This is a genomic window from Myroides albus, assembly GCF_024722315.1.
Taxonomy (GTDB): domain Bacteria; phylum Bacteroidota; class Bacteroidia; order Flavobacteriales; family Flavobacteriaceae; genus Flavobacterium; species Flavobacterium album_A.
On record NZ_CP102754.1, the window covers coordinates 487,870 to 514,764 of the forward strand.

Annotated in this window: 12 protein-coding genes, 2 tRNA genes and 3 rRNA genes; 6 read left to right on the plus strand and 11 right to left on the minus strand. The window is 35.3% G+C overall.

Going from position 1 to position 26,895, the window contains the following annotated elements:
• Positions 1–48: 48 nt before the first annotated feature.
• Complete coding sequence (rlmF, locus tag NWE55_RS02350; protein ID WP_155093294.1) at positions 49–957, minus strand: 23S rRNA (adenine(1618)-N(6))-methyltransferase RlmF; 909 nt, start codon at positions 955–957, stop codon at positions 49–51.
• Between the two features lie 247 nt (positions 958–1,204).
• On the opposite strand from rlmF, the gene NWE55_RS02355 reads away from it, so the two are divergent.
• The 3 genes from NWE55_RS02355 to NWE55_RS02365 all read left to right on the plus strand — a co-directional run bounded on the left by NWE55_RS02355 (position 1,205) and on the right by NWE55_RS02365 (position 6,410).
• Entirely contained in the window at positions 1,205–2,563 is a 1,359-nt protein-coding gene (locus NWE55_RS02355) for a hydroxymethylglutaryl-CoA synthase family protein (RefSeq protein ID WP_155093295.1), read from the plus strand.
• Between the two features lie 340 nt (positions 2,564–2,903).
• Positions 2,904–4,460, plus strand: a complete 1,557-nt coding sequence (locus tag NWE55_RS02360) for a hypothetical protein (RefSeq protein ID WP_258204585.1) — start codon at positions 2,904–2,906, stop codon at positions 4,458–4,460.
• Positions 4,461–4,838: 378 nt separating this feature from the next.
• Positions 4,839–6,410, plus strand: coding sequence for a hypothetical protein (locus NWE55_RS02365; protein WP_258204586.1), 1,572 nt, complete (start codon positions 4,839–4,841; stop codon positions 6,408–6,410).
• A 58-nt stretch (positions 6,411–6,468) separates the two neighbouring features.
• Here the strand turns inward: NWE55_RS02365 and NWE55_RS02370 are convergent, their stop codons facing one another.
• The 7 genes from NWE55_RS02370 to NWE55_RS02400 all read right to left on the minus strand — a co-directional run bounded on the left by NWE55_RS02370 (position 6,469) and on the right by NWE55_RS02400 (position 16,371).
• Entirely contained in the window at positions 6,469–8,400 is a 1,932-nt protein-coding gene (locus tag NWE55_RS02370; RefSeq protein WP_155093473.1) for a polysaccharide biosynthesis protein, read from the minus strand.
• A 259-nt stretch (positions 8,401–8,659) separates the two neighbouring features.
• Positions 8,660–8,769 (minus strand): 5S ribosomal RNA (gene rrf / locus NWE55_RS02375).
• A 106-nt stretch (positions 8,770–8,875) separates the two neighbouring features.
• Positions 8,876–11,767, minus strand: a 23S ribosomal RNA gene (locus NWE55_RS02380).
• A gap of 117 nt (positions 11,768–11,884) precedes the next feature.
• Positions 11,885–11,958: transfer RNA gene (locus NWE55_RS02385), tRNA-Ala, on the minus strand.
• A gap of 85 nt (positions 11,959–12,043) precedes the next feature.
• Positions 12,044–12,117, minus strand: a tRNA-Ile gene (locus NWE55_RS02390).
• A gap of 74 nt (positions 12,118–12,191) precedes the next feature.
• Positions 12,192–13,709 (minus strand): 16S ribosomal RNA (locus tag NWE55_RS02395).
• The 16S, 23S and 5S rRNA genes sit together here with 2 tRNA genes alongside, the layout of an rRNA operon.
• A gap of 682 nt (positions 13,710–14,391) precedes the next feature.
• Positions 14,392–16,371 (minus strand): S8/S53 family peptidase, encoded by a 1,980-nt coding sequence (locus tag NWE55_RS02400; RefSeq protein WP_160340116.1) that lies wholly within the window; start codon positions 16,369–16,371, stop codon positions 14,392–14,394.
• 195 nt (positions 16,372–16,566) lie between these two features.
• Here NWE55_RS02400 and NWE55_RS02405 point away from each other — a divergent pair, with 195 nt between their 5' ends.
• Positions 16,567–18,690: a M3 family metallopeptidase gene (locus NWE55_RS02405; protein ID WP_258204587.1), complete on the plus strand. Its 2,124-nt coding sequence runs from the start codon at positions 16,567–16,569 to the stop codon at positions 18,688–18,690.
• A gap of 36 nt (positions 18,691–18,726) precedes the next feature.
• Here NWE55_RS02405 and NWE55_RS02410 read toward each other — a convergent pair whose 3' ends face one another.
• A complete protein-coding gene (locus NWE55_RS02410) occupies positions 18,727–19,269 on the minus strand; it encodes a GNAT family N-acetyltransferase (RefSeq protein ID WP_155093391.1) in 543 nt (180 codons plus the stop codon).
• Positions 19,270–19,440: 171 nt separating this feature from the next.
• Here NWE55_RS02410 and NWE55_RS02415 point away from each other — a divergent pair, with 171 nt between their 5' ends.
• Positions 19,441–20,697 (plus strand): alpha/beta hydrolase family protein, encoded by a 1,257-nt coding sequence (locus NWE55_RS02415; RefSeq protein ID WP_160340115.1) that lies wholly within the window; start codon positions 19,441–19,443, stop codon positions 20,695–20,697.
• 527 nt (positions 20,698–21,224) lie between these two features.
• Here NWE55_RS02415 and NWE55_RS02420 read toward each other — a convergent pair.
• Complete coding sequence (locus NWE55_RS02420; protein WP_373425577.1) at positions 21,225–23,240, minus strand: S9 family peptidase; 2,016 nt, start codon at positions 23,238–23,240, stop codon at positions 21,225–21,227.
• Between the two features lie 341 nt (positions 23,241–23,581).
• Between NWE55_RS02420 and NWE55_RS02425 the strand changes: the two genes are divergently transcribed.
• A complete protein-coding gene (locus NWE55_RS02425) occupies positions 23,582–23,863 on the plus strand; it encodes a hypothetical protein (protein ID WP_155093097.1) in 282 nt (93 codons plus the stop codon).
• Positions 23,864–23,921: 58 nt separating this feature from the next.
• Here the strand turns inward: NWE55_RS02425 and NWE55_RS02430 are convergent, their stop codons facing one another.
• Complete coding sequence (locus NWE55_RS02430; protein WP_258204589.1) at positions 23,922–26,879, minus strand: alpha/beta hydrolase family protein; 2,958 nt, start codon at positions 26,877–26,879, stop codon at positions 23,922–23,924.
• Between the last annotated feature and the right edge of the window lie 16 nt (positions 26,880–26,895).

Here is a 26,895-nt window from a genome sequence, read left to right on the forward strand (position 1 = left end):
CACTAAAGATAAATATTTTAATATCATAAATCACAATTATGAAGTAGCTTAATACTTCCAAGCTAAGATACGACTTACTTTATTTCCTTGTTCCATATTGATAATACGCACCTCTTTTACTTCTGAGCGTTTAAGCAATGACTCAAGTGGCTTTAAATTATCCTTATTTGATACAAGAGTAGTAAACCATACAGCTTGCCTTTTAAAGTGTTTACTTTCGTAGATATAATTCGTTATAAAAGCTTTCTCTCCTCCTTCACACCAAAGTTCGTTATTCTGTCCACTAAAATTTTGAATAGGTTTTCCAACCACTTCTTTTCCTAAATTCTTTAGTTTTTGGGTGGTCTTTGCCATTACTTCTGCTCTTGATTTAAAGAAAGGAGGATTGCAAATAACAACATCAAAGTACTCCTTCTCTCCTATAATGTTTTTAAGAATATTTCGCTTTGATGTTTGTTGTCTAATACTAACATGGCTTTTTAAGTGGGGATTATGCTCTACTATATGACTCGCAGTTTTGATAGAAACAACGTCTAACTCAGAACCTACAAACTCCCATCCATATTCGGCTACGCCTATAATAGGGTAAATAACATTAGCTCCTATTCCCAAATCTAATATTTTGACACTCTTACCAGTAGGAATCTTTCCTTGATTTCCTTCCGCTAACAAATCTGCTATATAATGGATATAATCTGCACGACCAGGTATTGGCGGACAAAGATTTGTCTTTGGCATTTCCCAAAATGTTATCTTGTAATCCTTCATCAATATCGCTTTATTCAACAAAAGAACTGCTTCTGGAATGGCGAAATCAATGGTATCAACACCAGAGGGATTCTTAATAATGAAATTTCCTAACTCAGGTACTACTTGTTTCAATTTATCAAAATCATATAAATTGTGATGCTTGTTGCGTTGGTGTAGTTTCTTTTGTGTTTTCTTGCTATCTTTCATTATCTTGAGATTTGCTACAAAATTAGATTATTTAAAGAACTAAACAGACACAAACTAAAATAAATAGAAACCATACCTATGTTAATTTACGAGTAGGAGATTAGTACTTTAACCCATCAATAAAAATCAGCACTATTATCATCTCTAAACCATTAACATAGCATTATTAGAAAAAATTAATCCAATTAATTTAGTTATTTATTCGAATAGCCTGTAATTTTACCATTCACAAAAATCAATGATTAAAATGAAAGTTGGAATAGATAGTTTAGCATATTTTATCCCTAAAATTCACTTGCCTATAGAGACCTTAGCCAAAGCGAGAAATATTGAACCTCTGAAACTTACCAAAGGTTTAGGTTTACAAAAGATGGCTTTGTTAGATACTTTTCAAGATGTAGTGACGATGGCTGCAAATGCCGCTCATAATCTACTTAAAGACAATCCAAATATACTTCCGAAAGAAATAGCTAAGATTTATGTTGGAACAGAAAGTGGGATAGATAACTCTAAACCTATTGCATCATATACACTGGGATTATTAGAACAAGTATACGGACAAGGAACTTTTAGAAACTGCGATGCTGTTGATCATACTTTTGCTTGTATAGGAGCAGTGGATGCTATGCAGAATGCGATAGACTTCATCAAAGCAAATCCTACAAAAAAAGCCATCGTTATCGCTACGGATTATGCCAAGTATGACTTAGCTTCTACAGGAGAGTACACACAAGGTGCTGGTGCTATTGCCCTACTTATTAGTACAAATCCACGTATGATTGCATTTAGCTCACAAACTGGTGTAGCCACTGAGAGTGTATTTGACTTCTTTAAACCGTATCGCACACTCGAGAAAAAGCTAATAACAGGAAAGGATACAAATCAAGTTTGGCACGGTATTGAAGAAGGGGAAATAACTTTGCACAAAGATCAACCTGTATTTGAAGGTCAGTATTCAAATCAGTGTTATATCAATAGAATTACAGAGGCCTACACCCACTTTAAAGAATTAAACAATAGACAAAGTGAAAAAGTATATCAACACTGGAAGGCTATCTTAATGCACCTACCTTACTGCTACCAAGGCCGTAGAACTTTTCATGAAATTGTATTGTTGGAAAATCCTGATTTAATTGATATCACAGCGGAAGATGCTAAAGATCAAATTAAAGCATTTGCCAAATCAGAAAAGTACATGGAATTGGTCAAAGACAAAATTGCCCCTTCAGAAATAGCTTCTGGAAACGTGGGAAATATCTATACTGGCTCTATTTTTTTAGGACTCTTGTCAACACTGACTCACTTCGCTGAGACAAGTGAAAATATCGAAAACTCGAAACTTGGATTTGTCGCTTATGGATCAGGCTCTAAATCAAAGGTATTTGAGGGAGAAGTACAATCAGAATGGTTGCAGGGAATGCCTTCAAAGTCCATTTTCACTGCGATTGAAGAATCTGAAGCAATCGATTTTGACACCTATATTGCACTGCACAAAAAAGAGAGAAAATCTCCATTAAAACAAGCTTGTAATGAATTCATACTTGATAGGATAGAACAAGAGATACCTCATTTGATAGGTGCTCGTTATTATAAATTTATACAGTAACTTACTGCCTTTGTTAATCCCTTGAATATAATTCAAGGGATTTTTTGTTTTATCCTCTATTCTACTTTGTTAAATCAAAACAAAAACGTCCCCCACTTCTCTACCGAATACTCATCCTACTTCCTATTTTCACCCATTATTCTTTGGGCAAATCAATTCTATTTTTTGATCTAAATCTTGTATTCGACACTTACATCGAAAACAATTATTTAAACAAAAATACAAAAAAGACATTTTTTATCAATAAAACTTAAAACAATCAAATATTTTTATATTTTAGCAATATTGTGTTGTTAAATAAATTAACAATTAAACTAACCCAAAACTAAAAACTTGAAAAATGAAAAAACTATTTGTATTAGCTTGCTTTATTTCCATGGCAAGTATTACGAGCTCGTGTAGTAATGACGACTCATCAACTCCTTCGAAAGAAGAAGAAACAAAAAACGAATTGGCCCTAACTAAAGGTCAAGGAACTTACCTAAAGACATTAGATGACAAAGGTTTTTTCAATCTAACTTTAAGTGGAGAGGACACTAAACTTGAATTAAGTTTAATTTCTAAAAAAATTGAGAGTGTAGATTTGTTAGAACCTAACATTGAATCTCATAAATATATACTCTCAACAGATCAACTACTCTACACCTTATCACCTGAAAGCAATCTAATCAATAAAAATGAAAAACTAACTATTCAATCTGCAGAGTTAGAAATTATCAATCAAGAGAATAAATACAGTATTACAGGTACAATTGTCGATAGCAATCAATTAACTTACACTGTAAAATTTAATGATGCAATTGATATTCAGCCCCTTTATCACACCGAATATACCTTGCAAAATGGTTGGTATTGGGGAGATGATGAATACAAACATCCCAATATCGGACAGTACATGACATTTTTTGCTGCTGGAAAAACAAATAACTATGGTGAACTTGACGGGGACGGCTACCGCGTTTCACTATCTCTTTATGACGAAAAAGCACCTAAAGCATGGGAAGCAAAAATACCTAATAAGACGTATCAAGCTTCTACAACTTTTGATAAGGGAAGCTTCTATATTGCAACATCTAAAGACATTGAAAAAGAAGAACCTGTGTACCGATATGCCTATTTTGAACACAGAGATAGCGACAAACAAATAAATCGAAAGGTGTATATACGAGATAATTCTTTCATTAAAGTCATAGAAACACCAAAAGGTCAAGAGGTGAGATTTAATCTTGAGTTATCTGATGGAACTCGTCATTTAGGAAAATACAATGGACCTATTAGACAAGGAGATGAAGCTACTATAACATCATTAAAAGAGAATAGGACAGTTGGCAACTTAGATATTGGTTATTTAGAATTTCAAGGTGCTTCGCCTATTAATGGATTGCAGAATAACAGATGGAATATTTACTTGTACAATAAAGACTTAAAAACAGATCCTGATAACTATTGGGCAGTAGGTGGCTCAGGGGAATATATGCGCATTGCTTTATATACGGAATTAAACCAAAAAACTTCTATTCCATCAGGTACTTATAATATAGGACCAGAAGCACCAAATATGGCAGGTTTTGGAGAGGGATTTGAAGCAGGTTTTGATTGGGGTACTTGGTACTTTGATTTAAAAAATAGCGATTTTAAAGATGCGGCTCCAGCCAAGAGTGGAAAAATAATTGTTACAAACCAAAACAATGTCTACACTATTTCTGTAGAATTTGAAGACGACAGAGAAAATATAATTACGGCTAAATATACAGGAGAATTGATCTTTAAGAACAATGATAAAAACAAAAATTTTGATATTCATTCAGCTAAGTATAACAAGAACACCAAAAACTTCTTAGAGCAGTATAAACAAGAAAAAGCTTTAAGAGTACTTAATCGCTATTTGGGACAATAATTAGTCAACTAAAAAATACACAATATCAATACCCTCAACGTTATAGTTTGAGGGTATTTTTACTTGTGTAAACGCGCACACAAATTTGTCAAATAACTATGTAATAAAAATATTTCTGTTAATTTTTTTTTCAATACGTCACATAAAAAATAGAGTTTCAAGTAGAAATAGTCGAAACAAACAAAAGCAAATATTCTCAATAAGTACATATTTTAACATTTTAAAAACAGAAAATAACAATATGTAAATATAAAAAAGACATTTTTTGTCAATAAAACTTCAAATAATCAAATATTTTTATATTTTAGCCTCATTTAAACGTTAATTCATTTTAACATTTTGAACTAACAAAATTATAACTAACCAAATTACACCTAAATGAAAAAATTGATCTTTATGGCAAGTTGCTTATGCTTAGGAAGCATGACTACTTCATGTAGCAGTGATGATTCTTCTCCTCAAGTTCCAACAGAAGAAGACAAATCACTTAACTTAACAATTGAAAACAGCAAGGGAACTTATTTAAAAACAGATAAAGAAGCAGGAGTATTCAATATCGTTTTAGATGCAAAAGATACCTCTGTCAATTTAAACTTAATCTCAAACAAAGTAGAAGAAAAAGACTTATTAGATGCAAGATTAACCTCACAAAAGTATCTGGTTTCTGATAGCCAATCACTTTATTCACTAACACAAGAAAGCTCAATTACACACAAAAATGAAAAGCTAACAATACTTAGTGGAGAATTAGACATTAAAAACAATGATCAGAGCTATTCGATTGAAGGTTACTTAGTGGACAACAATAAACAAACTTATACCATTAAGTACAACTCTGATATTGATATTGAACCAGTATATCAAGTAAATTACGATTTTCAAAATGGTTGGTACTGGGGAGATAACCCGTTTGACAATCCAGGGATTGGAGAATATTTAAGTTTCTTCTCTTTTGGAGAAAAAGATAAATATGGTGATTTAGAAGGTGATGGACATGCTATTACAATTACATTCTTTGACGAAATGGCAAGTAAAGCATGGGAGGCAAAAATACCTAACAAGACCTTCAAATCTTCAAGCGAATTTGAAAAGGGAACATTCAAAGTTATCTCTAAAAAGGAATTAGAAGAACTTAAAGAAGGGGAACAAATTTACAATGTTGCTACTCTTCAAGTTAATAACAAGGCAGAGAATATAAAGGCGGAACTGTATATCATAGATGGTAGTATTAAAGTATTAGATAAAAATGGCAAGCAAGAAGTACGCTTCAATGTAGAGTTAGAAGATGGTACTCGTCACATTGGTAAATACAGTGGAAATGTTAGACAAGGCGATGAGTTCACAGTTACAACATTGAAAAGTGATAAACAAGTTGAACAATTAGACTTTGGATACTTAGAGTACAAAGGAAAGTCACCAATTACAGGTAAAGAGTTGAACCGTTGGAATATATTTCTATTCAACAACAAGCTTAAAACTTACCCGGAAAATTACTGGCAAATAGAAGGGTCAGGAGATTACCTACGCTTAACGATGTACACAGATGTAAGTATGACAACTGATATTCCGACTGGCGAATTTACTATCGGGGAAGAAGAAGTTGGCTTTATAGGCAAAGGTGGTGGTTCAGAACCTGGACTTGACTGGGGAACATGGTACTACAACGTTCTTAATGGAGATATGAATCAATACGCTCCTCTAAAAACTGGTAAAGTAAAAGTTTCTAAAAACAATGACACATATACCATAACAATCGATGCTATTGACGACAGAGAAAACAAAATCACGGCATCTTACAGCAGTAAACTACAATTTGTTGATCACGATATAAACAAAAACAGATCACTTGGTCTATCAAATAAAGCGATGAATGACAAAGCGAAAAACAAATTCGAAAAAACAAAACAACTCAGAACAAAGCAATTAATGAATCATTATTTTGGAAAATAATTTAAAGAGGCTGTCTTATAGACAGCCTTTAACTATTACACTCAAAATAAAAATTCAATTAAACAACTGAACTTTCTTCAACTATATTATCTAGACTCTCGTATATAGAGTTTTGAGACTTAAACTCAGGAACAATATCTTTTAAATGCTTAACTAAAATATAAGCCTCTTGCTCACTATTATAATCACATATAATCTGACACAATTCTTCTATTTGACCTTTGGCCTTATATAGATCTTGAGAACGAACTTTAGCAATCATTATTTTATCGTGATGAGTTTTAACAGTATTTTCGTCATTTGCTAAAAGCTCTTCAAAAATCTTCTCACCTGGACGAAGACCAGTAATTTTTATATCAATGTCATCCGGGTAACTTAAGCCACTTAATCGAATCATACGCTTTGCAAGATCAAATATCTTCATTGATTGTCCCATATCAAATACAAATATCTCACCACCTTTACCCATCACTGAAGCTTCTAAAACTAATTGACAAGCTTCAGGAATTGTCATAAAATAACGAGTAATATCTTGATGAGTAACAGTTAAAGGTCCTCCTTGATCAATTTGTCGCTTAAACAAAGGTATAACAGAACCATTAGACCCTAAGACATTTCCAAAACGAGTTACTATAAAATTTGTTATACCATTACCTGCCAAAGTAGATACATAAATCTCTGCCGCACGTTTTGTAGCACCCATTACATTTGTAGGATTCACAGCTTTATCAGTGGAAACCATAACAAACTTGCCTACCTTATACTTAACAGATAAATCAGCTATAACTTTTGTACCTTTTACATTTGTATGTATAGCTTCATAAGGAAGTGCTTCCATCAAAGGCACATGCTTATATGCTGCTGCATGATAAACCATATTAGGCTTATAAAATTCAAACAGCTTTTGCATTGACTTTTCATCTCTAATATTAGCTACAATATAATAAATATCCTCACATCTACAAGATTTCATTGTTTGTTGAACATCGTACAAAGCAGATTCAGCATGATCAACTAAAATTAAAGTCTTAAAATTAAAGTTAGCAACTTGCCTTGCTATCTCACTACCAATAGATCCCGCAGCCCCAGTAATCAACACAACCTTTCTATCAATTTCCTGGGCTATAATAGGATTATGTAATTCTATACTTTTACGGCCTAATAGATCTTCAATTTTAAGTTCTTTGATATGCTTATTAGTATATTTACCCTCAAGCCAATCACTTGCAGCGGGAATTATCTTTATACTAACTGGAAGGGTTTCTAACCATTCAGATATTTCATTTAAACGTTGACGCGAAATATTCTGAATTGAAATTACAATATCATCAATCTTATTCTTCAGAATAAACTCTTTGGTAATATCTCCAGGACTATAAACTTTATAACCAGAAATTCTAGTACCTATCTTCCCTTTACTATCATCTATAAAACCAATTATTTCAGTACGCATCTTGGTATCAGATTGCAAAGCTCGTACAGTTATAATACCAGAATCACCAGCTCCGTAAATAAGTATTCTTCGCTGATTTCTTACCTCTAAAATATAAGTATGATAAAACTGACTATAAAATAAGCGAGCCAAAATCATCATTACACTTGTGAACAATAAATGAAATAAAATAAAGGAATAAGAATATCGCAAATAATCTTCTAGTTCATAGCTAAAAACACCATTACGCTGTAAAGAACTACAAATAGTCAACAAGACAGATGCAAACAGACATGTAAAAAAGACATTCTCCACATCTTTCAAACTAGTTTGCCTGATTATTCCACGATAAGGTTTGAAAATATAAAAACTAACGATATAACAAATAAAAACTATTGGGAGTTTATTCATTATTAATTCCATAGAAAAGTTACCAAAAAAATTAGTCAAAAATAAATTTGATACTAAATAAGTAAACAAAACTATTAGAAGGTCGATAAAAAAAACAATCCCACGAGGTGTATCTCGTTTCAACTGCTTTCTTAAGGCATTATTCATACTACAATTATTAAAACATCACTTGTAACCTTTTCTTTTCCCAAAGCAAAGATAAAGTAAAAAAAACTCATAATAAAATTTAAAGCTTCAACAAAAACTCATTAGAACTAAAAAAAAAACAAAAATTAATACTAATAAGTAAATACAAGAGAAAAAAATACTGTTAATTATATTCCGACAAACTTAATATAACGATATTCTTATGAAGTATATAAACAAAAAAATCCCCAACCTCATATGAGATTGGGGATTCTTAAAAGAAGGGCGACGACATACTCTCCCACTGGTTAGCAGTACCATCTGCGCTAGCGGGCTTAACTTCTCTGTTCGAAATGGGAAGAGGTGAGCCCCGCCGCAATAACCACCCTAAATCGGTTGTTACTTTAACGTAACTAATATTGTTAACTATATTGATATTGTAACTTAACTATCACTTAGAAAGTTGCCCTCCCCTTGTATTTAAACAAGGGGAGATTCACATAAGCTTACGGGCTATTAGTACTACTCGACTATGACATTACTGCCTTTACATCTATAGCCTATCAACGTGGTAATCTCCCACGGCCCTTTAAAGAAATCTCATCTTGTGGTGGGTTTCGCACTTATATGCTTTCAGCGCTTATCCCTGCCCAACGTAGCTACTCTGCGATGCCCCTGGCGAGACAACAGATGCACTAGAGGTTGGTCCAATTCGGTCCTCTCGTACTAGAATCAGATCCACTCAAATTTCTAACGCCCACAGTAGATAGAGACCGAACTGTCTCACGACGTTCTGAACCCAGCTCGCGTGCCACTTTAATGGGCGAACAGCCCAACCCTTGGGACCTTCTCCAGCCCCAGGATGTGACGAGCCGACATCGAGGTGCCAAACCCCCCCGTCGATATGAGCTCTTGGGGGAGATCAGCCTGTTATCCCCGGCGTACCTTTTATCCTTTGAGCGATGGCCCTTCCATGCGGAACCACCGGATCACTATGCTCTACTTTCGTACCTGGTCGACTTGTTAGTCTCTCAGTCAAGCTCCCTTATACCATTGCACTCTACGCACGGTTACCAAGCGTGCTGAGGGAACCTTTAGAAGCCTCCGTTACTCTTTTGGAGGCGACCACCCCAGTCAAACTACCCACCAAGCAATGTCCTCCACAATTGCGGAGTTAGATCTCAAATAAGCAAAGGGTGGTATTTCAACAATGACTCCACAACGCCTAGCGACGCCATTTCACAGTCTCCCACCTATCCTACACATCACTTATCCGAGAACAATACTAAGCTATAGTAAAGGTGCACAGGGTCTTTTCGTCCCACTGCGGGTAATCGGCATCTTCACCGATACTACAATTTCACCGAGCTCATGGCTGAGACAGTGTCCAGATCGTTACACCATTCGTGCAGGTCGGAACTTACCCGACAAGGAATTTCGCTACCTTAGGACCGTTATAGTTACGGCCGCCGTTTACTGGGGCTTCAATTCAATGCTTCTCAACAATTACTCATCGATAACATCTCCTCTTAACCTTCCAGCACCGGGCAGGTGTCAGGCCCTATACGTCATCTTACGATTTTGCAGAGCCCTGTGTTTTTGATAAACAGTCGCCTGGACCTCTTCACTGCGGCCAGCTTGCGCTGGCGACCTTTCTCCCGAAGTTACAGGTCTATTTTGCCTAGTTCCTTAGCCATGAATCTCTCGAGCGCCTTAGGATACTCTCCTCGACTACCTGTGTCGGTTTACGGTACGGGTACTTATAACCTATGTTTAGAAGCTTTTCTTGACAGCCCTTAGGCACACTATCTCTTTGTCCGTAGACGCTGAGTACTATCGCATTTCTCCAAGTCTGACGCATTTTACTATCAAACCTATAGGTACGTGCTTCAACGAACTATTCCGTCAGTTCGCGGTGCTTTCATCACTGTGTCACTCCATCACTGTTATAAGTAGTACGGGAATATTAACCCGTTGGCCATCGACGTCCCCCTTCGGGTGTGCCTTAGGTCCCGACTAACCCTAAGCTGATTAGCATAGCTCAGGAATCCTTAGTCTTACGGCGGGGGTGTTTCTCGCACCCCTTATCGTTACTTATGCCTACATTTTCTTTTCTATAAGCTCCAGCAATTCTCACAAATCACCTTCTCTGCCGATAGAATGCTCCCCTACCACTCACGTTATAAAACGTAAATCCATAGCTTCGGTAGTATACTTATGCCCGATTATTATCCATGCTCGATCGCTCGACTAGTGAGCTGTTACGCACTCTTTAAATGAATGGCTGCTTCCAAGCCAACATCCTAGCTGTCTGGGCAATCAAACCGCGTTTTTTCAACTTAGCATACATTTGGGGACCTTAGCTGATGGTCTGGGTTCTTTCCCTCTCGGACATGGACCTTAGCACCCATGCCCTCACTGATGATTATCATTAATTAGCATTCGGAGTTTGTCAGGAATTGGTAGGCGGTGAAGCCCCCGCATCCAATCAGTAGCTCTACCTCTAAGTAACTATGATCATCGCTGCACCTAAATGCATTTCGGGGAGTACGAGCTATTTCCGAGTTTGATTGGCCTTTCACCCCTACCCACAGGTCATCCGAAAACTTTTCAGCGTTAAACGGTTCGGTCCTCCATTTAGTGTTACCTAAACTTCAACCTGCCCATGGGTAGATCACACGGTTTCGCGTCTACCACTACTGACTAAAGCGCCCTATTCAGACTCGCTTTCGCTACGGATCCAGACCTGAAGTCCTTATCCTTGCCAGCAACGGTAACTCGTAGGCTCATTATGCAAAAGGCACGCCGTCACCCCACAAAGGGGCTCCGACCGCTTGTAGGCGTATGGTTTCAGGATCTTTTTCACTCCGTTATTCACGGTTCTTTTCACCTTTCCCTCACGGTACTGGTTCACTATCGGTCTCTCAGGAGTATTTAGCCTTAGCGGATGGTCCCGCCAGTTTCAATCAGGGTTTCACGTGCCCCGACCTACTCAGGATACCACTATTCTTATCTTTTCTTACTTATACGGGACTGTCACCCTCTTTGGTATACCTTTCCAGGTATTTCTAATTCAAGCCGCAAGAAATGTCGTGGTCCTACAACCCCAAAATTGCCGTAACAACTTTGGTTTGGGCTATTCCGCGTTCGCTCGCCACTACTTACGGAATCACTTTTGTTTTCTTCTCCTCCGCCTACTTAGATGTTTCAGTTCAGCGGGTTCGCCTCCTATACAGGATAATATGTCTTCAACATATTGGGTTGCCCCATTCGGATATCTACGGATCAATTCGTGTGTGCCAATCCCCGTAGCTTTTCGCAGCTTATCACGTCCTTCTTCGCCTCTGAGAGCCTAGGCATTCCCCATACGCCCTTATTTTGCTTATGTGCTTACAATTCTTTCGAATCGTACTTTCTATATATTTCTATATTTTTTGTTCTTTCTAACTGTTTTGTTAGTTAAGTTTTATCAATATGTCAATGAACGGTTGGACTTTAGTCCTTGTGGAGAATATCGGAGTCGAACCGATGACCTCCTGCGTGCAAGGCAGGCGCTCTAGCCAGCTGAGCTAATCCCCCGTTTCTAGTGTTTGGTTAACAGCTTACAGTTAACAGTAACTTTTAGGCGGTTAGTTTAACCTCTAGTATTTCCTGTGTATTTTAGTAGTCCCGGGCAGACTCGAACTGCCGACCCCTACATTATCAGTGTAGTACTCTAACCAGCTGAGCTACGAGACTCTGTATAATACCTTTTTTTATTTTTTGAACAAGCAGCGAGAGTAAGTAGAATTAACACTTAACTAATTCTCTAGAAAGGAGGTGTTCCAGCCGCACCTTCCGGTACGGCTACCTTGTTACGACTTAGCCCCAGTCACTAGTTTTACCCTAGGCAGCTCCTTGCGGTCACCGACTTCAGGTACCCCCAGCTTCCATGGCTTGACGGGCGGTGTGTACAAGGCCCGGGAACGTATTCACCGGATCATGGCTGATATCCGATTACTAGCGATTCCAGCTTCATAGAGTCGAGTTGCAGACTCCAATCCGAACTGAGACAAGCTTTGGAGATTCGCATCCTGTTGCCAGGTAGCTGCTTTCTGTACTTGCCATTGTAGCACGTGTGTAGCCCAGGACGTAAGGGCCGTGATGATTTGACGTCATCCCCACCTTCCTCTCGGTTTGCACCGGCAGTCTTGCTAGAGTCCCCGCCTTAACGCGATGGTAACTAACAATAGGGGTTGCGCTCGTTATAGGACTTAACCTGACACCTCACGGCACGAGCTGACGACAACCATGCAGCACCTTGTAAATTGTCCGAAGAAAAGTCTGTTTCCAAACCTGTCAATCTACATTTAAGCCCTGGTAAGGTTCCTCGCGTATCATCGAATTAAACCACATGCTCCACCGCTTGTGCGGGCCCCCGTCAATTCCTTTGAGTTTCATTCTTGCGAACGTACTCCCCAGGTGGGATACTTATCACTTTCGCTTAGCCACTCAGTCCGAAAACCGAACAGCTAGTATCCATCGTTTACGGCGTGGACTACCAGGGTATCTAATCCTGTTCGCTACCCACGCTTTCGTTCATCAGCGTCAATAAGTACGTAGTAACCTGCCTTCGCAATTGGTATTCCATGTAATATCTAAGCATTTCACCGCTACACTACATATTCTAGTTACTTCCATACTATTCAAGTCAAACAGTATCAACGGCAGTTTCATAGTTAAGCTATGAGATTTCACCACTGACTTATCTGACCGCCTACGAACCCTTTAAACCCAATAATTCCGGATAACGCTCGGATCCTCCGTATTACCGCGGCTGCTGGCACGGAGTTAGCCGATCCTTATTCTTACGGTACCGTCAAATACCTACTCGTAGGCACATTTCTTCCCGTACAAAAGCAGTTTACAATCCATAGGACCGTCATCCTGCACGCGGCATGGCTGGTTCAGAGTTGCCTCCATTGACCAATATTCCTCACTGCTGCCTCCCGTAGGAGTCTGGTCCGTGTCTCAGTACCAGTGTGGGGGATCTCCCTCTCAGGACCCCTAGTCATCGTTGCCTTGGTATGCCGTTACCATACCAACTAGCTAATGACACGCATGCCCATCTTTTACCGATAAATCTTTATTATTCAAATGATGCCATCAAAATAAACCATGGAGCATTAATCCGAATTTCTTCGGGCTATTCCCCTGTAAAAGGTAGGTTGCATACGCGTTACTCACCCGTGCGCCGGTCTCTAAAAAGCAAGCTTCTTATACCCCTCGACTTGCATGTGTTAGGCCTGCCGCTAGCGTTCATCCTGAGCCAGGATCAAACTCTTCATCGTATATTTTTTATATTTTCGATTAGCGCGTTAATTCAAATCTTTCGACTTGCCTTACTCTCTTTTTGTATGCTGTTGTCCAATATGTCTTAGAACGTATTCTTCTTGTTTTTTCCACTTGTGTTTCAAAGCGAGTGCAAAAGTAAAACTATTTTTTAATCTCCCAAAACTTTTTTTTTGAAAAATTTCTTTTTCTTTTTTTCTTGCGAGCTACAGTATTTACTGAAGCGGACCGCAAAGATAACACCTTATCTTTTACTTATCCAAACTTTATTTTGTTAAAGTTTTTAAAGCTTTTCAAAGTTATTAATTCTTCTTTGCTGCTTTCTTTATATTTAGGAGCGTCTGCCTCTAGAGTCGTTATTACTTCTCTAATGCGGATGCAAAAATAGTATCTTTTACGCTACTTCCAAACTTTATAACGCCTTTTTTTAAAGGTTTTTTTCGGAGTAACGATAACTACCTATTATGGTACACTTTACAAGTGAAACTTTTTTTTGGATTAATGATATCATACCCCCTTTCCTACCTTACTTACACCAGTAATAATGCATTTACTTCCTTTAACAAGATTCTTTATACTATATATAGTATAGCACCTACTCGTAAGTACAATATTAAAAACAACAAAGGTTCTACTATATTTATTATAATAGAACCTTTGTTAACTATACTCAAAATCGTTTTACTTCTTAATTAATTTCTTACGATATCGTTCTCCACCAATCTCTACATAAACCAGATAAATTCCTTTCGGTAAATCAGAAACGTTAATTATAGCACGATTAGACCCAACAATTTCTTGTTCTTTTAATAGTTGTCCATTTATACTATACAACTCTACAGTATGTTTATCAAAGACGTAAGCCTGATCAATTTCAATATAGCAGTAATCTTCTGCAGGATTAGGCCAAATAGCAATACTATTATCAAGTGTGATACTATTTTGATTATATGAAATCCCATTAAAAGACGAATTACTAACCACTAGAGAGAAGTCTTGTACAGAACCTACCAACGCACCTTTATGTCTAATTACTATTTCATATTCTCCTTTGGAAGCATTTTCAATCTCTATTTTCTCAACATTATCGACTAAATTATCCCCCTTAACCGCCTTTGGATTTAAAAAATCTTGGTTTAACATCCAAGGTAAATACTCTTCTCCATTATAAAAAACGCGCAAATCCAAATCATTGACCAAATCTCTTCCATAATATTCATTATTTACACCTATTTTATTAACACCTTCTTTATCCGTCCAAACTAATGTAAACAACATTTTCTCGCTATCTGAATTTAAGTTTACTGTAGTTCTAAACTCTCTATTTTGAAATAAATTACTCTCCAAAACTAAAGCTTCTTTAGATAGAGAATTATTAAGTAATTCTACTCCAGATTTAGCATTTAACAATCCCCATCCATATCGGTAACTTGGTCCATCGTAAAGTTCTATTTTTTGAGCGGATTGAATCATTACAGCCTTTAGAGTTGCCGCCTTTAGAGGAAAACCTTTCTTTTCTATAGCCCATTGTTGCCAAAGCGACAATACTCCAGTAACAACAGGTGTAGCCATAGATGTTCCACTCAAATTAGTATATAGATTATCTTGAATTGAAATACCTTTAACCAAAGGGTTGACAAAGGCAGTAGAGAAAATATTCACTCCATCAGCTGTTATATCAGGTTTTACTCTAAAATCATTTGTAGGCCCTGTACTACTAAAATTTGTTTGAAAATTCTGTTCAGGAACCCCAGGATCCAATGCAGCTACAACAATCGGATTCTTAGCAGTAGAATAACCAACTAATAGATTCACCCCATTCTTTGTAGGATTAACAATATCCGCCACACCTAAATCATTACCAGCTGCAATTACAGGTTGAAAGTAGGGAAACAAATAACAAACTCTATCAAAATTATGCGCATCAATATTATAAGTTCCAAAGTAATTAACAGGTAATAGAGGCCTTTTATCATCATCTATTACTGCGATACCATAAGAGTGATTAGACAACAATACTCCTTGTTTGGCTAAATCAGTTATTTTAAGAATATCATTATCCCAACCAAAAGAAACCACATTTGCCATCGGAGCCATACCTTTTGCTTTAGGATTCAATCCCTTTGCTAATATAGTACCTGTCACATGTGTAGCGTGTAGCCTTGCCGATTCCCTTTTCTTTTGAATCGCTTTATCAAATGAATAAATATCATTTTGTTCTTCCCCTAACACCACACGCCAAGCATCTTTATCCCCTTTAAATTCAATATGTTTAGCTAAAGCAGTTTCTCCATCAACAACAGCCACTATCATATTGTTTCCCAACAAATTACTTGTGCGACTATCCATATTCAAACTATTCACGCCACTAACTTGTCTGGCTACAACATTCCCTAGTTTATAATAAATCGGAAATTGTTGTTGCTCTATTCGGCGCAAAGAAGTAAAAGAATGAGTAAAATTCGTTTTCTTTTCAGCAGTATACAAATCTTCAAATTGAACAATAGAAAGTGAATCACTTTTATGTTGTTGATCTAAAGTAGAAATAAAAAGATCTACTTTTTCGCCATCATACTTATTTCCAATCTCACTTCTCAAGGCAGTATTTTGTCCAAAAACACTACTTGTCATTAATAATAAAATCCCTATACCAATTCTCATACCTGTCATACACTAATTCAAATGTAAATTTCATCTTTTTCCAGTTCTTTTACTAATTATTATCAATAATTATTACAAATACATACCTATATTCTCACTTTATCATTTCAAATCAACCTCATTTAATAGCAGTTTTCCTGTTTTTACCTAATATTTCAATATATTTGACAATAACTAACATTAACTTATAATAATATGTACGCAAAACAAGCTATTTTAAGCGTTGTTGTAGGAGCTTCTGTTTTTTCAGTCTCATGTAACAACACAAAAAAAGGCACTACAGAGGTAACAGATTGGAACGAAAACAATTCTTTCTATAATCCAAGTACGCTACCTTACCAAACAGCAGATTTCAGCAAAATCAAAAACAAAGATTTCAAACCAGCATTACTTGAAGGAATGCGTCGTCAAATTAAAGCAATTGACAAAATCACAAGCACTACTGATGAAGCAACCTTTGATAATACATTAGTAGCTTTAGAAAAATCAAGTGAATTATTGGATAGAGTAAGTTCTGTATTTTATCTATTAACAGGAGCACATACAAACGATGAATTAAAGGCTGTTAGCAATGAATTAGCTCCTAAATTTGCTGCCCATAATGATGCTATATACTTAAATGATGCTTTATTTCAACGCATTAAAAAATTACATGATAATTTAAAAGATTTGAATCTTACTTCGGAACAAGAACGCCTTGTGGAGGTTTATTATCAAAACTTTGAAAAAGCTGGAGCAAACTTAAGCCAAACAGATAAAGAAAAACTAAAAGAACTAAATCAAACTATTGCAACATTAAATAATCAATTTGGAGATAAATTATTGGCTGCAACTAAACAAGGAGGAGTATCTTTTACAAAAGAAGAGCTTTCGGGCTTAAGTACTAGTGAATTAGACGCAATAAAACAAGAAAACGGAACTTATCTAATAGACCTAAATAATACAACTCAACAACCAGACTTAGATAAGTTAACCAATAAAGAAACTCGTAAAAAACTATTTGAACAAGCATGGATTAGAGCTGAAAAAGGAGATGAAAATGACACTCGTTCTACTCTTATAGAGCTTGCACACAAAAGAGCTGAAAAAGCAAAATTATTAGGTTTTGATAACTATGCTGCTTGGAGCTTACAAGGAACGATGGCACAAACTCCTGATAATGCTATTAAGATATTAAAAGATTTAAGTCCTTTTGCTGTTAATAGTGCAAAAGAAGAAGCAAAAGAAATCCAAGATTTAATAAACAAAGAAGCCGATCCATTTACTCTAACTGCAGCAGATTGGAACTATTATGCAGAAAAGATTAGGGAAGAAAAATACGCTTTGAATCAAAACGATTTAAAACCCTATTTCGAAATGAACTCTGTGATGGAAAACGGTGTTTTTTATATGGCTAAACAACTTTATGGTTTGTCATTTAAAGAGCGAACAGATATTCCAGTATGGCAAGAAGACGTGAAAGTTTATGAAATATTTAATGAAGATGGAAGCCAAGTAGGATTATTCTATGCTGATTACTATCAAAGAAATAGTAAACGTGGGGGAGCTTGGATGAACAATATTGTTGGACAATCTAAGTTATTAAATCAATTACCTGTGATTTATAACGTAGGTAACTTTCCAAAACCAGCAGCAGGACAACCTACACTTCTATCGCTTGATAATGTAATAACTATGTATCATGAATTTGGTCATGCCTTACACGGATTTTTTGCAGATCAAACTTACCCTACTTTATCAGGAACAAGCGTATCTCGTGATTTTGTAGAATTTCCTTCTCAGTTCCACGAACACTTTGCATTTGAACCGTCTATTTTAAAGAATTATGCAAAACACTATCAAACAGGAGAAGTAATTCCTGATGAGCTTGTCAATAAAATAAAGAAAGCCTCTAACTTCAACAAAGGTTATAGCTTAACAGAATTGTTAGGTGCTTCAGTTATTGATATGGAATGGCACATCATTGATAGCAATACCAAAATTACTGATGCAATAGCTTTTGAACAAGAAGCTCTTAAAAAATATGGTTTAGACTTAGCTACTGTACCTCCAAGATACAGATCAACTTACTTTAGTCATATATTCGCTGGAGGATATGCAGCTGGTTACTATTCATATAAATGGTCTGAAATGTTAGACTATGATGCTTACCAGTGGTTAGAGCAAAATGGAGGAATGACAAGAGAAAATGGTCAAATCTTAAGAGACAAAGTATTTTCTAAAGGAAATTCAATGCCACTTGAAGTTATGTACAAAGATTTCAGAGGAAAAGACCCTTCAATAGATGCTTTATTAAAATACTCAGGTTTTACAAAATAGTCAGTAAAAAAAAGGCCAGCAAAATTGCTGGCTTTTTTATTTATTCAATATTGCTATCATCTCAGCGTCAACAAATCTCCCCTTTTCAAAGAAGTAATCACGTAAAATTCCTTCTGTTTGCATACCATTCTTAGTAAGAACCTTACGAGAAGCATGATGACTTGGGTCAATAAAAGCTTCTACACGATGTAAATTCATATTCTTAAACCCATATTCGATTAAGAAGCTAACGATCTGTGTCATATAACCTTTTCCCCAGAGATCAGGATGCAAATCATACCCGATTTCTGCCCTATTATTTTCTTCAGACAAATTGTGAAACCCACAAGTTCCTACTAACTTATCTTCTTCCTTATACGTTATTGCCCAACGAATTCCTTGCTTTAAAACAGTTCGCTCAATCCAGGTTTGGATTAATTGAGTAGCTTCATCAGTAGATTTAAAAGTAAACAAATCATAAAACTCAGTTACCTCATCTTTTGAAAAATACGCGTATAAATCTTTATCATCATTTATTTTTAAAGGTCTTAACCTTAAATCTCCAATTGTTACAATCGGTTGCTCTGCGGGAAATATCATATTATCTTTTTTTACAAAAGAACATCAGAAAAATTGAACAGACAAGAAATCATCAATATAAATGAATCTCCATATAACGTTAAAAATGTATTATACTATGCAATAAAACTTTGTAGACTTCGCTTTATTTCTATATTTGAGATAATGAAAACTAACCTAAACAATAATTAAATGAAAAGAAAGAATCTTTTGATTGCTATGTTTTGTCTTACAACATTGAGCATTCCCCTATTTACGGCTTGTAATAATGATGATAGCAATAAATCAATCATTATAACTGATCCAGTTATAAAAACTTACATAAAAGAAGAGGCTTACGCAATAGATAAATTAGATGAGGCATCACAGATAACTATTATGACTTATACAATGCCTAATGTATTAAGTCAACCAACGCAGGCAACTGCTTTAATTTTTTATCCAAAAACAGAAAAACCAAAAGACGGATGGAGAGTAGTTGTATGGGCTCATGGAACTGTAGGAGTTGGTGATGCGTGTGCTCCAAGCAACAACATGATAGGAGCCAATTTCAAAGTAATGGCTAAAAGTTTACTTGAAGAAGGCTATATTATTGTAGCCCCAGATTACGAAGGATTAGGTACAAAAGGAATACATCCATATCTAAATTTAAAAAGCGAAGCACTGTCCTCTATTTATGCTATCCATGCCATAAAAGAGCAATACAAAGACGAATTACAAGGTGGTTGGATGTCCGCAGGACAATCACAGGGAGGACAAGCTTCTTTGGGAGTAGCAGAGTTTGCTAATGATGACCCTTTTTTCAAGGGAGCAGTTGCAGGAGCACCAGCTTCAAGTCTTGGAGAAATCATTTTAGAAGTTGCCCCTAAAGCATTAGCGCAAATAGAACAGCTTGAAATTAAAAATAACGTGCCATTAGACAAAAGAAATTCCGTTGGTTCTTATGCGACTTTGTTATCCTATGCTGGGCTTGCAGGAGCCGGAATTAAGGCATATGAGCAAGAATTTGATTATACAAACCTATTTGAAGAACGCGCTAAAGACCTCGCTTTGCTTTCAGAGGGAAACAACGGAGAATGCCTTGATGAAATTCGCTCTGCGTTCAAAGATGATATAATTAAATTCATGAATGAAAAACAAGGCAATAAAGTAATGGATTATCCAGGATTAAACGAAGATGCCTTTAAAAATGACCCAATTGTTCAAAAGTTCTTATTAGAAAGCCAACCCGGAACAAAGAAAATAGACAAACCTATTCTTGTAATTCAAGGTAAAGCTGATACTAATGTACCTTACACTGTTACTGAAAAAATGGTAGAAGGACTAAAAGCAAAAGGATCTGAAAATGTTACTTTATTATTAGTAGAAGGAGCTTCTCATACAGAAGCCATAGTAAAAGAAAATAAAACTGCAGTAGAGTTTATAAAGAAATACTTACCTGTAAAGTAATCAATAAGATTGTAGATAAAAAAGCTAACTCTTGAGTTAGCTTTTTTTACTCTATAGCTACTAAGTAGCTATCAATTCAGTCTTAAGTAATTTGAAAAAAATAACTTCAAATCAACTAAGAAATCTCTTTTTCATAGCATTTTTGAATGTTGAGACAAATTTAAAAATTTTCATATACACCTTTTTACGGAAAACCACATTCTCCATTTTATATGTTGCTAAGATGATAACCACCAATTAGCGTTATATCAATAAACAAAACCAATTAATATATTTTTATCAATCGTACTGTATTAAATTTTTATAGTCTATATTTTTTACTACTTTTTACAACATCACTTTTTTTAAATAAAAATAATAGTTTTTAATACTTTACATTCATTATAAATAATAACTCTATATTTTTAGAATCTAATCTACTAAAAAGCCTCTATTAAGAAAACAAATTGATAAAACTCAAAACTAAATAATTACAGCAATGTTCTATTGCGTAATCTCCTTACAATTTTAAATTTCACTCGTTATACTTACTTTAAATGCATTGACAAAAACCCCATCATTGTTTCATAAAAAGAAATACTATTCTCTTCCTTAGCAAACCCATGTCCTTCATCATATTTTACCATATAAGGAACATCAAATCCTCTTTTTCTTAATGCACTTACTATTTGATCAGATTCTGCAATCTTTACACGTGGATCATTTGCTCCTTGAACGACAAATAACGGTTTAGATATCCTGTCTAATTGAAAAATAGGTGAAACTTCTTTAGCTATTTCTCTTTCCTGTTCATTATCTAAATCATACCAGATCTCTTTAACCATTTCCTTGTATGGTTTCCAATATTCGGGGAACGATTCAAAAAAAGTAAAAATATTTGATACACCAACATAGTCAACTCCACAACAATATAAGTTGGGCGTCTTGACCAATCCCATTAATGTTGCATATCCACCATGACTTGCACCATAAATAGCAATTTTTGAAGCATCTATCCATCCTTTTGTAATAACATAATGTACACCATCCTCTACATCATCCATCACTTTTCGCCCAATTTGTTTAAACCCTGAAGTAAAGAATTCCTTTCCATATCCACCGGAGATTCTAAAATTAACTTGCAAAGTTGCATATCCTCTACTTGCAAATAATTGTGTTTCTGGATTGAACCCCCAACTATCTCTAATTCCCTGTGGCCCTCCATGAGGATTAACCACTAATGGAACACGTTGACCTTGATGCACTTCTTTAGGCAAGGTAATATAGCCATGCAACTTAACTCCATCTCGACTTAGAAAAGAAATAGGCCTCATCTCAGCCATATCTTGTTCTTTTAACTGAGGCATTAAATCATACAATAAAGAGATTGCTCCAGTATCTCTATCATAATTATAATATTTACCATACAATTTATCGCTTTGAACAATAATCAGATAGCGATCTTCTTTCTTTGTCTTGGCAACAATAGAATATTCGTAACCTCCAAAATGGTTTTGTAGGTCTTGGTCGATTTTCTTAAAAGTATCACTGACTGGCTCAATAACAACTTTATCACCTTCGTAACCTAAATAGTCAATTTCCCAATTTCTATTACGTGAAAGACCTATAATAGAAGCATCATATTCAGAATTTGAATAAACTTCCTTGAGTATCGATTTAGTTTTAAAATCATAGAGAATTATACGCTGTTTGTCAGAATCTAAATTAGTAAGCACATAAGCCTCATCTTTATTCTCTGAAGCATAATTAAAAGCCAACAAAGAGAAAGTATCTGACCAATTAACAGTATGGAACAATGTAAACTCATTCTCCCCTATAGCTTTATAAAAGTATTGTGTTTGAATCCCATTTAGCATTTTAGAATATCCTCTCAGCACACCATCTTTATCAAAATCGTAGTCTGCAACAGGATTTGTAGGATCATCATTTGTAAATAACTTTACATACTCTCCTGTATTGATATTAATTTTATAAGGTTCAAATACTTGGGCATTTTCTAAATTCATTGTAATAATGATATAATCCTTTTGCTCTTTCAGCATATTTAGAATACCAGCTTGAACATTATCAAAAGGCGTTAGATCTATATTATTTGAACCGTCAACATCTACAGCGTAAATATGATAATTTTCGTTCCCTCCTTGATCCATCACATAAGCCAAGCGATCATCATTTATCCAACCATATCCACGTACAAGCTCCCCTGCTTCTTCTATTACACGAGTTACAATACCTGTTTCAATCTCTTTCACATAAACGTGACGTTTATTTCGCTCATCTTTTTCTCTGTAAGAAAGATATTTACCATTAGGAGACAATTGAAAACCAGAAGATTTAGGTCTTTGAAAATAGTCTTTAACTTGATACTTAAACGCCCCTTTTTCTTGAGCAGCCAATTCTTTGAGTTCATCCTCAGTACTCACTAAAGTTGTATCCCCTGGCAATTTAATCTCCGTTTTTTCAAATTCTACTTCTATTTCTTGTTCTTGTAGTTTAGCACTTCCTTTAAACTTTTGCTCACTGTAAATCCCTTGGTACAGCATTCCAATCTCTTTCACTTGATAGACAAGGGTACTATTCTCAAAAGATACTTGGGTAGCTTGTAAACCAACAGCTCCCTGTTCTGGTAAATCTATACTAACTTCAAGATTATCACCTTTTAAAGCCACTTTCATTATAAGTGCTAAAGACATTTCTTGTATAACTAATTGCGCTTTGTATATTCCTTCTATTTCTTTCATATCTATTTTAAACTATATCTTTTGCTTAAAGCAAATTTACTTGATTTTTAAGTGAACATAAAAGTTATCTATAAATAACTACTTTTTTAAAAAACTCATAACTTCTATTACATTTGTAAAACTTAACCATAGAAAATCAATTAGTGGAAATAGTAACGGATATACCGACAACAAGTTGGAATGCTATCGTAGACTTCTTACAAAAGAACAAGTGGAAAATCAAAAAGCAATATCCCATAATGGCATTTGACAAGGGAATTGATTACGATTATTATTTATTAGTAAAAAACAACCTTTACATTGAAATGGCCTGGTGCAATTGGTTTGAGGGAGAGCTTAAAACTGATTCAACAACTTTTATATGGCTTGAGAGTCAATTAAACTTTTCTTTTCAAAAAAATACGCCAAACCACCTAAATATATAAAAGTAAAAGAGCAATACTTTTCGAAGTATTGCTCTTTTAAACTTTATAATTAAAATAACTATTCCACTTTATCCTCTACAAGGTCAAATCCCCAATCTTTACCTTTCATTGTTGCAGGTATTCCTTTAACCATCCATACAGGTGCTTTAGCATCTTTTAGATAGTAATCAAAAAATTGTTGTTGTCGAATTTGAATATCCTTTCGATTTTGACGTTTCATCAAGTTATGCTCATCGCCATTGTAGTTAAGTAACCAAGCTGGTTTACCTAAACGGCGCAAAGCCATAAACATTTCTATTCCTTGGTACCAAGGCACAGCTCCATCGTTATCATTATGCATAATTGCCACAGGTGTAGTAACAGCTGGCATATTGAATAATGGTGAATTTTCAATATACAAATCATATCCATCCCAAAGAGTCTGTCCTATTCTACTTTGTGTTTTTTCATATTGAAATTGACGACTCATACCACTTTGCCAACGGATACCTCCATAAGCAGATGTCATATTGACAACTGGAGCACCAGACCAAGCAGCAGCATACATATCAGTTACTGTAATTAAATGTGCTACTTGATAACCTCCCCAACTCTGTCCTTGAATTGCAATTTTATCTGGATTAACCCAAGAATTTTGCTTTAAAAACTCTACTCCTGAATTAATAAACTCCTCTGCCGATTTACCTGGATATCCATCTACATAACTAATATCTGGTGTAAACACCAAATACTCATTACTAACATAAAATGGAATATTCAATCTTGAAGGTGTAGGTGCAGGAGCTTCATAGCGATGCAAATTATCAGACAACTTCTCATAGAAATACACGATCATTGGGTACTTCTTATTTGGATCAAAATTCTCTGGTTTAAACAATACACCTGTGGCCTCGTAGCCTTTTGGAGTTGTCCAGTGAATTAATTCATTTGTTCCCCAATTATAATTAGCTTGTTGCGCATTTAGATTACTCAACTTTACTTCCTCTTTAAAATCTTTAGTCACGTATAGATTAATCGATTCTTTAAAAGATCCTTTCACATAACCATAGACTTTGGCATTTTTAGCTTTAAATAGAGAATTAAATCCACTATACGGTTGCATCCACAACTTCTCAGGAATCTTATTACCTTTAATCACTCCGCTATAATAACCTGCATCTTTATTCAACTCGTTAAAAGCAGCAAATATTAAATGTTCTGATCGGTTATACGATTTCTTATCCGAATCTAAATTCAATATATCAAAACTAACTTTATGTTCACGACCATAACCATTGGTAACCATACGTGGTGCCTTATTGCTATTTAAGAAAAACTCCCAAATATCGTAGCGATCTCCAATCAATACTGACTCATCATTATCTGTCCAGCCTTTAATTCCGTATGCACTTGCATTATCAGGCATATCAAACTGCTCATCTGCAAAAGATACAGACAATTGCTTATTCAAATGTTTAGTAATTTTCGTTTTAACATCATAAGCGTACCAATTACCTTCTTCACTATTATAATAAACAACAGCAGTTCCTTTAGGCGAGATGCACGCTAAACCAGGTAAATCACTAACAACTTCTGTTCTTTTACCTGTATTAACATCTACGATATAATAAGAGGCTGATCCAGAAATATTCCATTGTCTCTCAACTCTTTTACCAAAATCAGTAGAACCAAAGACAATATTGCTATTTCCCTCGTCCACTAACTGCATTCTATCTAATGTCTGATCCGCTAAAGCTAAAATTCCCTTATTACGAGTTAAATCAATTGTCGCTAAATATGATTTTTTTAAATCTTTCTCTAAATTGACTAATTGCTGTGGCTGAATGTAATCCTCTTTGTAATGCCAGATATCAACTACCGCATGATCCTCTGCTATTAAAGTAGTGTCCTTAGCTACTGGAGTAGGTGCTATTCCAAGAAACATACGCTTTCCATTCTTACTAAACTGAGGTTTATAATTTTCTGATATTACCCAGTTATTTGGTACACCTGTTGTTTTATCAGTAGCTATTTCACTTGCTTCTCGAGGCAACGTAGAATAATAAACCTTGTATGTTTTGACAAGTGTTTTCTCTTCATCGTCATTTGCTACAAATGCCAATTGTTTACCACTCTCATCAAAATTAAACTGCGTATACTTTCCTTTACCTTCTAATAAGGTTGTTTTCTTTTTCGTCTTTAAATCAACGACAAATACGCCAAAAGGTCCTTTACTTTCTTCGACTTCAGAAGTCTGTTCAGTCACTTTTACCACATCGCTTGATTCAATATTCTCTTTCTCTTTAGATTCTACCTCTTTCTTAGCCTTATCCTCTTTCTCCTTTTGTTTTGGGTCTTTTGTTACAATAACCAAATACTGTCCATTATCATCAAAGTAGTAATCAACAACATCTGTAAATACGGTATCATCGTTATTTACCAAGTCCTTTAAAACTAAATCTAAAGGAGCGTCCTTACTTGTTTTTTTCTTAGGAGCTTTAGAATCTTTAGCATTAGCAGAATCTTTTACTTTCTCTAGTAAATACGCTACAAAATCACCTTTTTTATCTGGTGTTTTAAACGACTTAATATTAGCTATTTTATCTACAGCACCTGACTTTAAGTTAAAAATACCCAACGAATCTTTTGCTATTTCATCTTCTTTCTTCTTCTTTACTTTCACAGCTTTTAGATCAGCATAAGTAGGTCTAATTGAAAATAGTGCATAGTTAGAATCTCCTGTAAAGATAGGTTTCTCACCTCTTTCTACTTTTAATTCTTTTTGACCGTCTGTTGTTTTGATAAATAAAGTCTTATCACCTTCTTGAGGAGTTACTTGATATAATATCCATTGTCCATTATTGGAAAACTGTTTGGTTCCAATAGATTCCCAACTATCGTATACACTGTGATCTAAAGGCTTCTTCTGTGCATGAACTGACAGAGAACCAAAGGCTAATAAAGCAAAGCTAAGTTGTTTAAAAAACTTCTTAGTCTGCCTTTTTGATTGATTGTTTTGTTCTTGTTTTAATTTCATTTTTAAGGTAGTTATT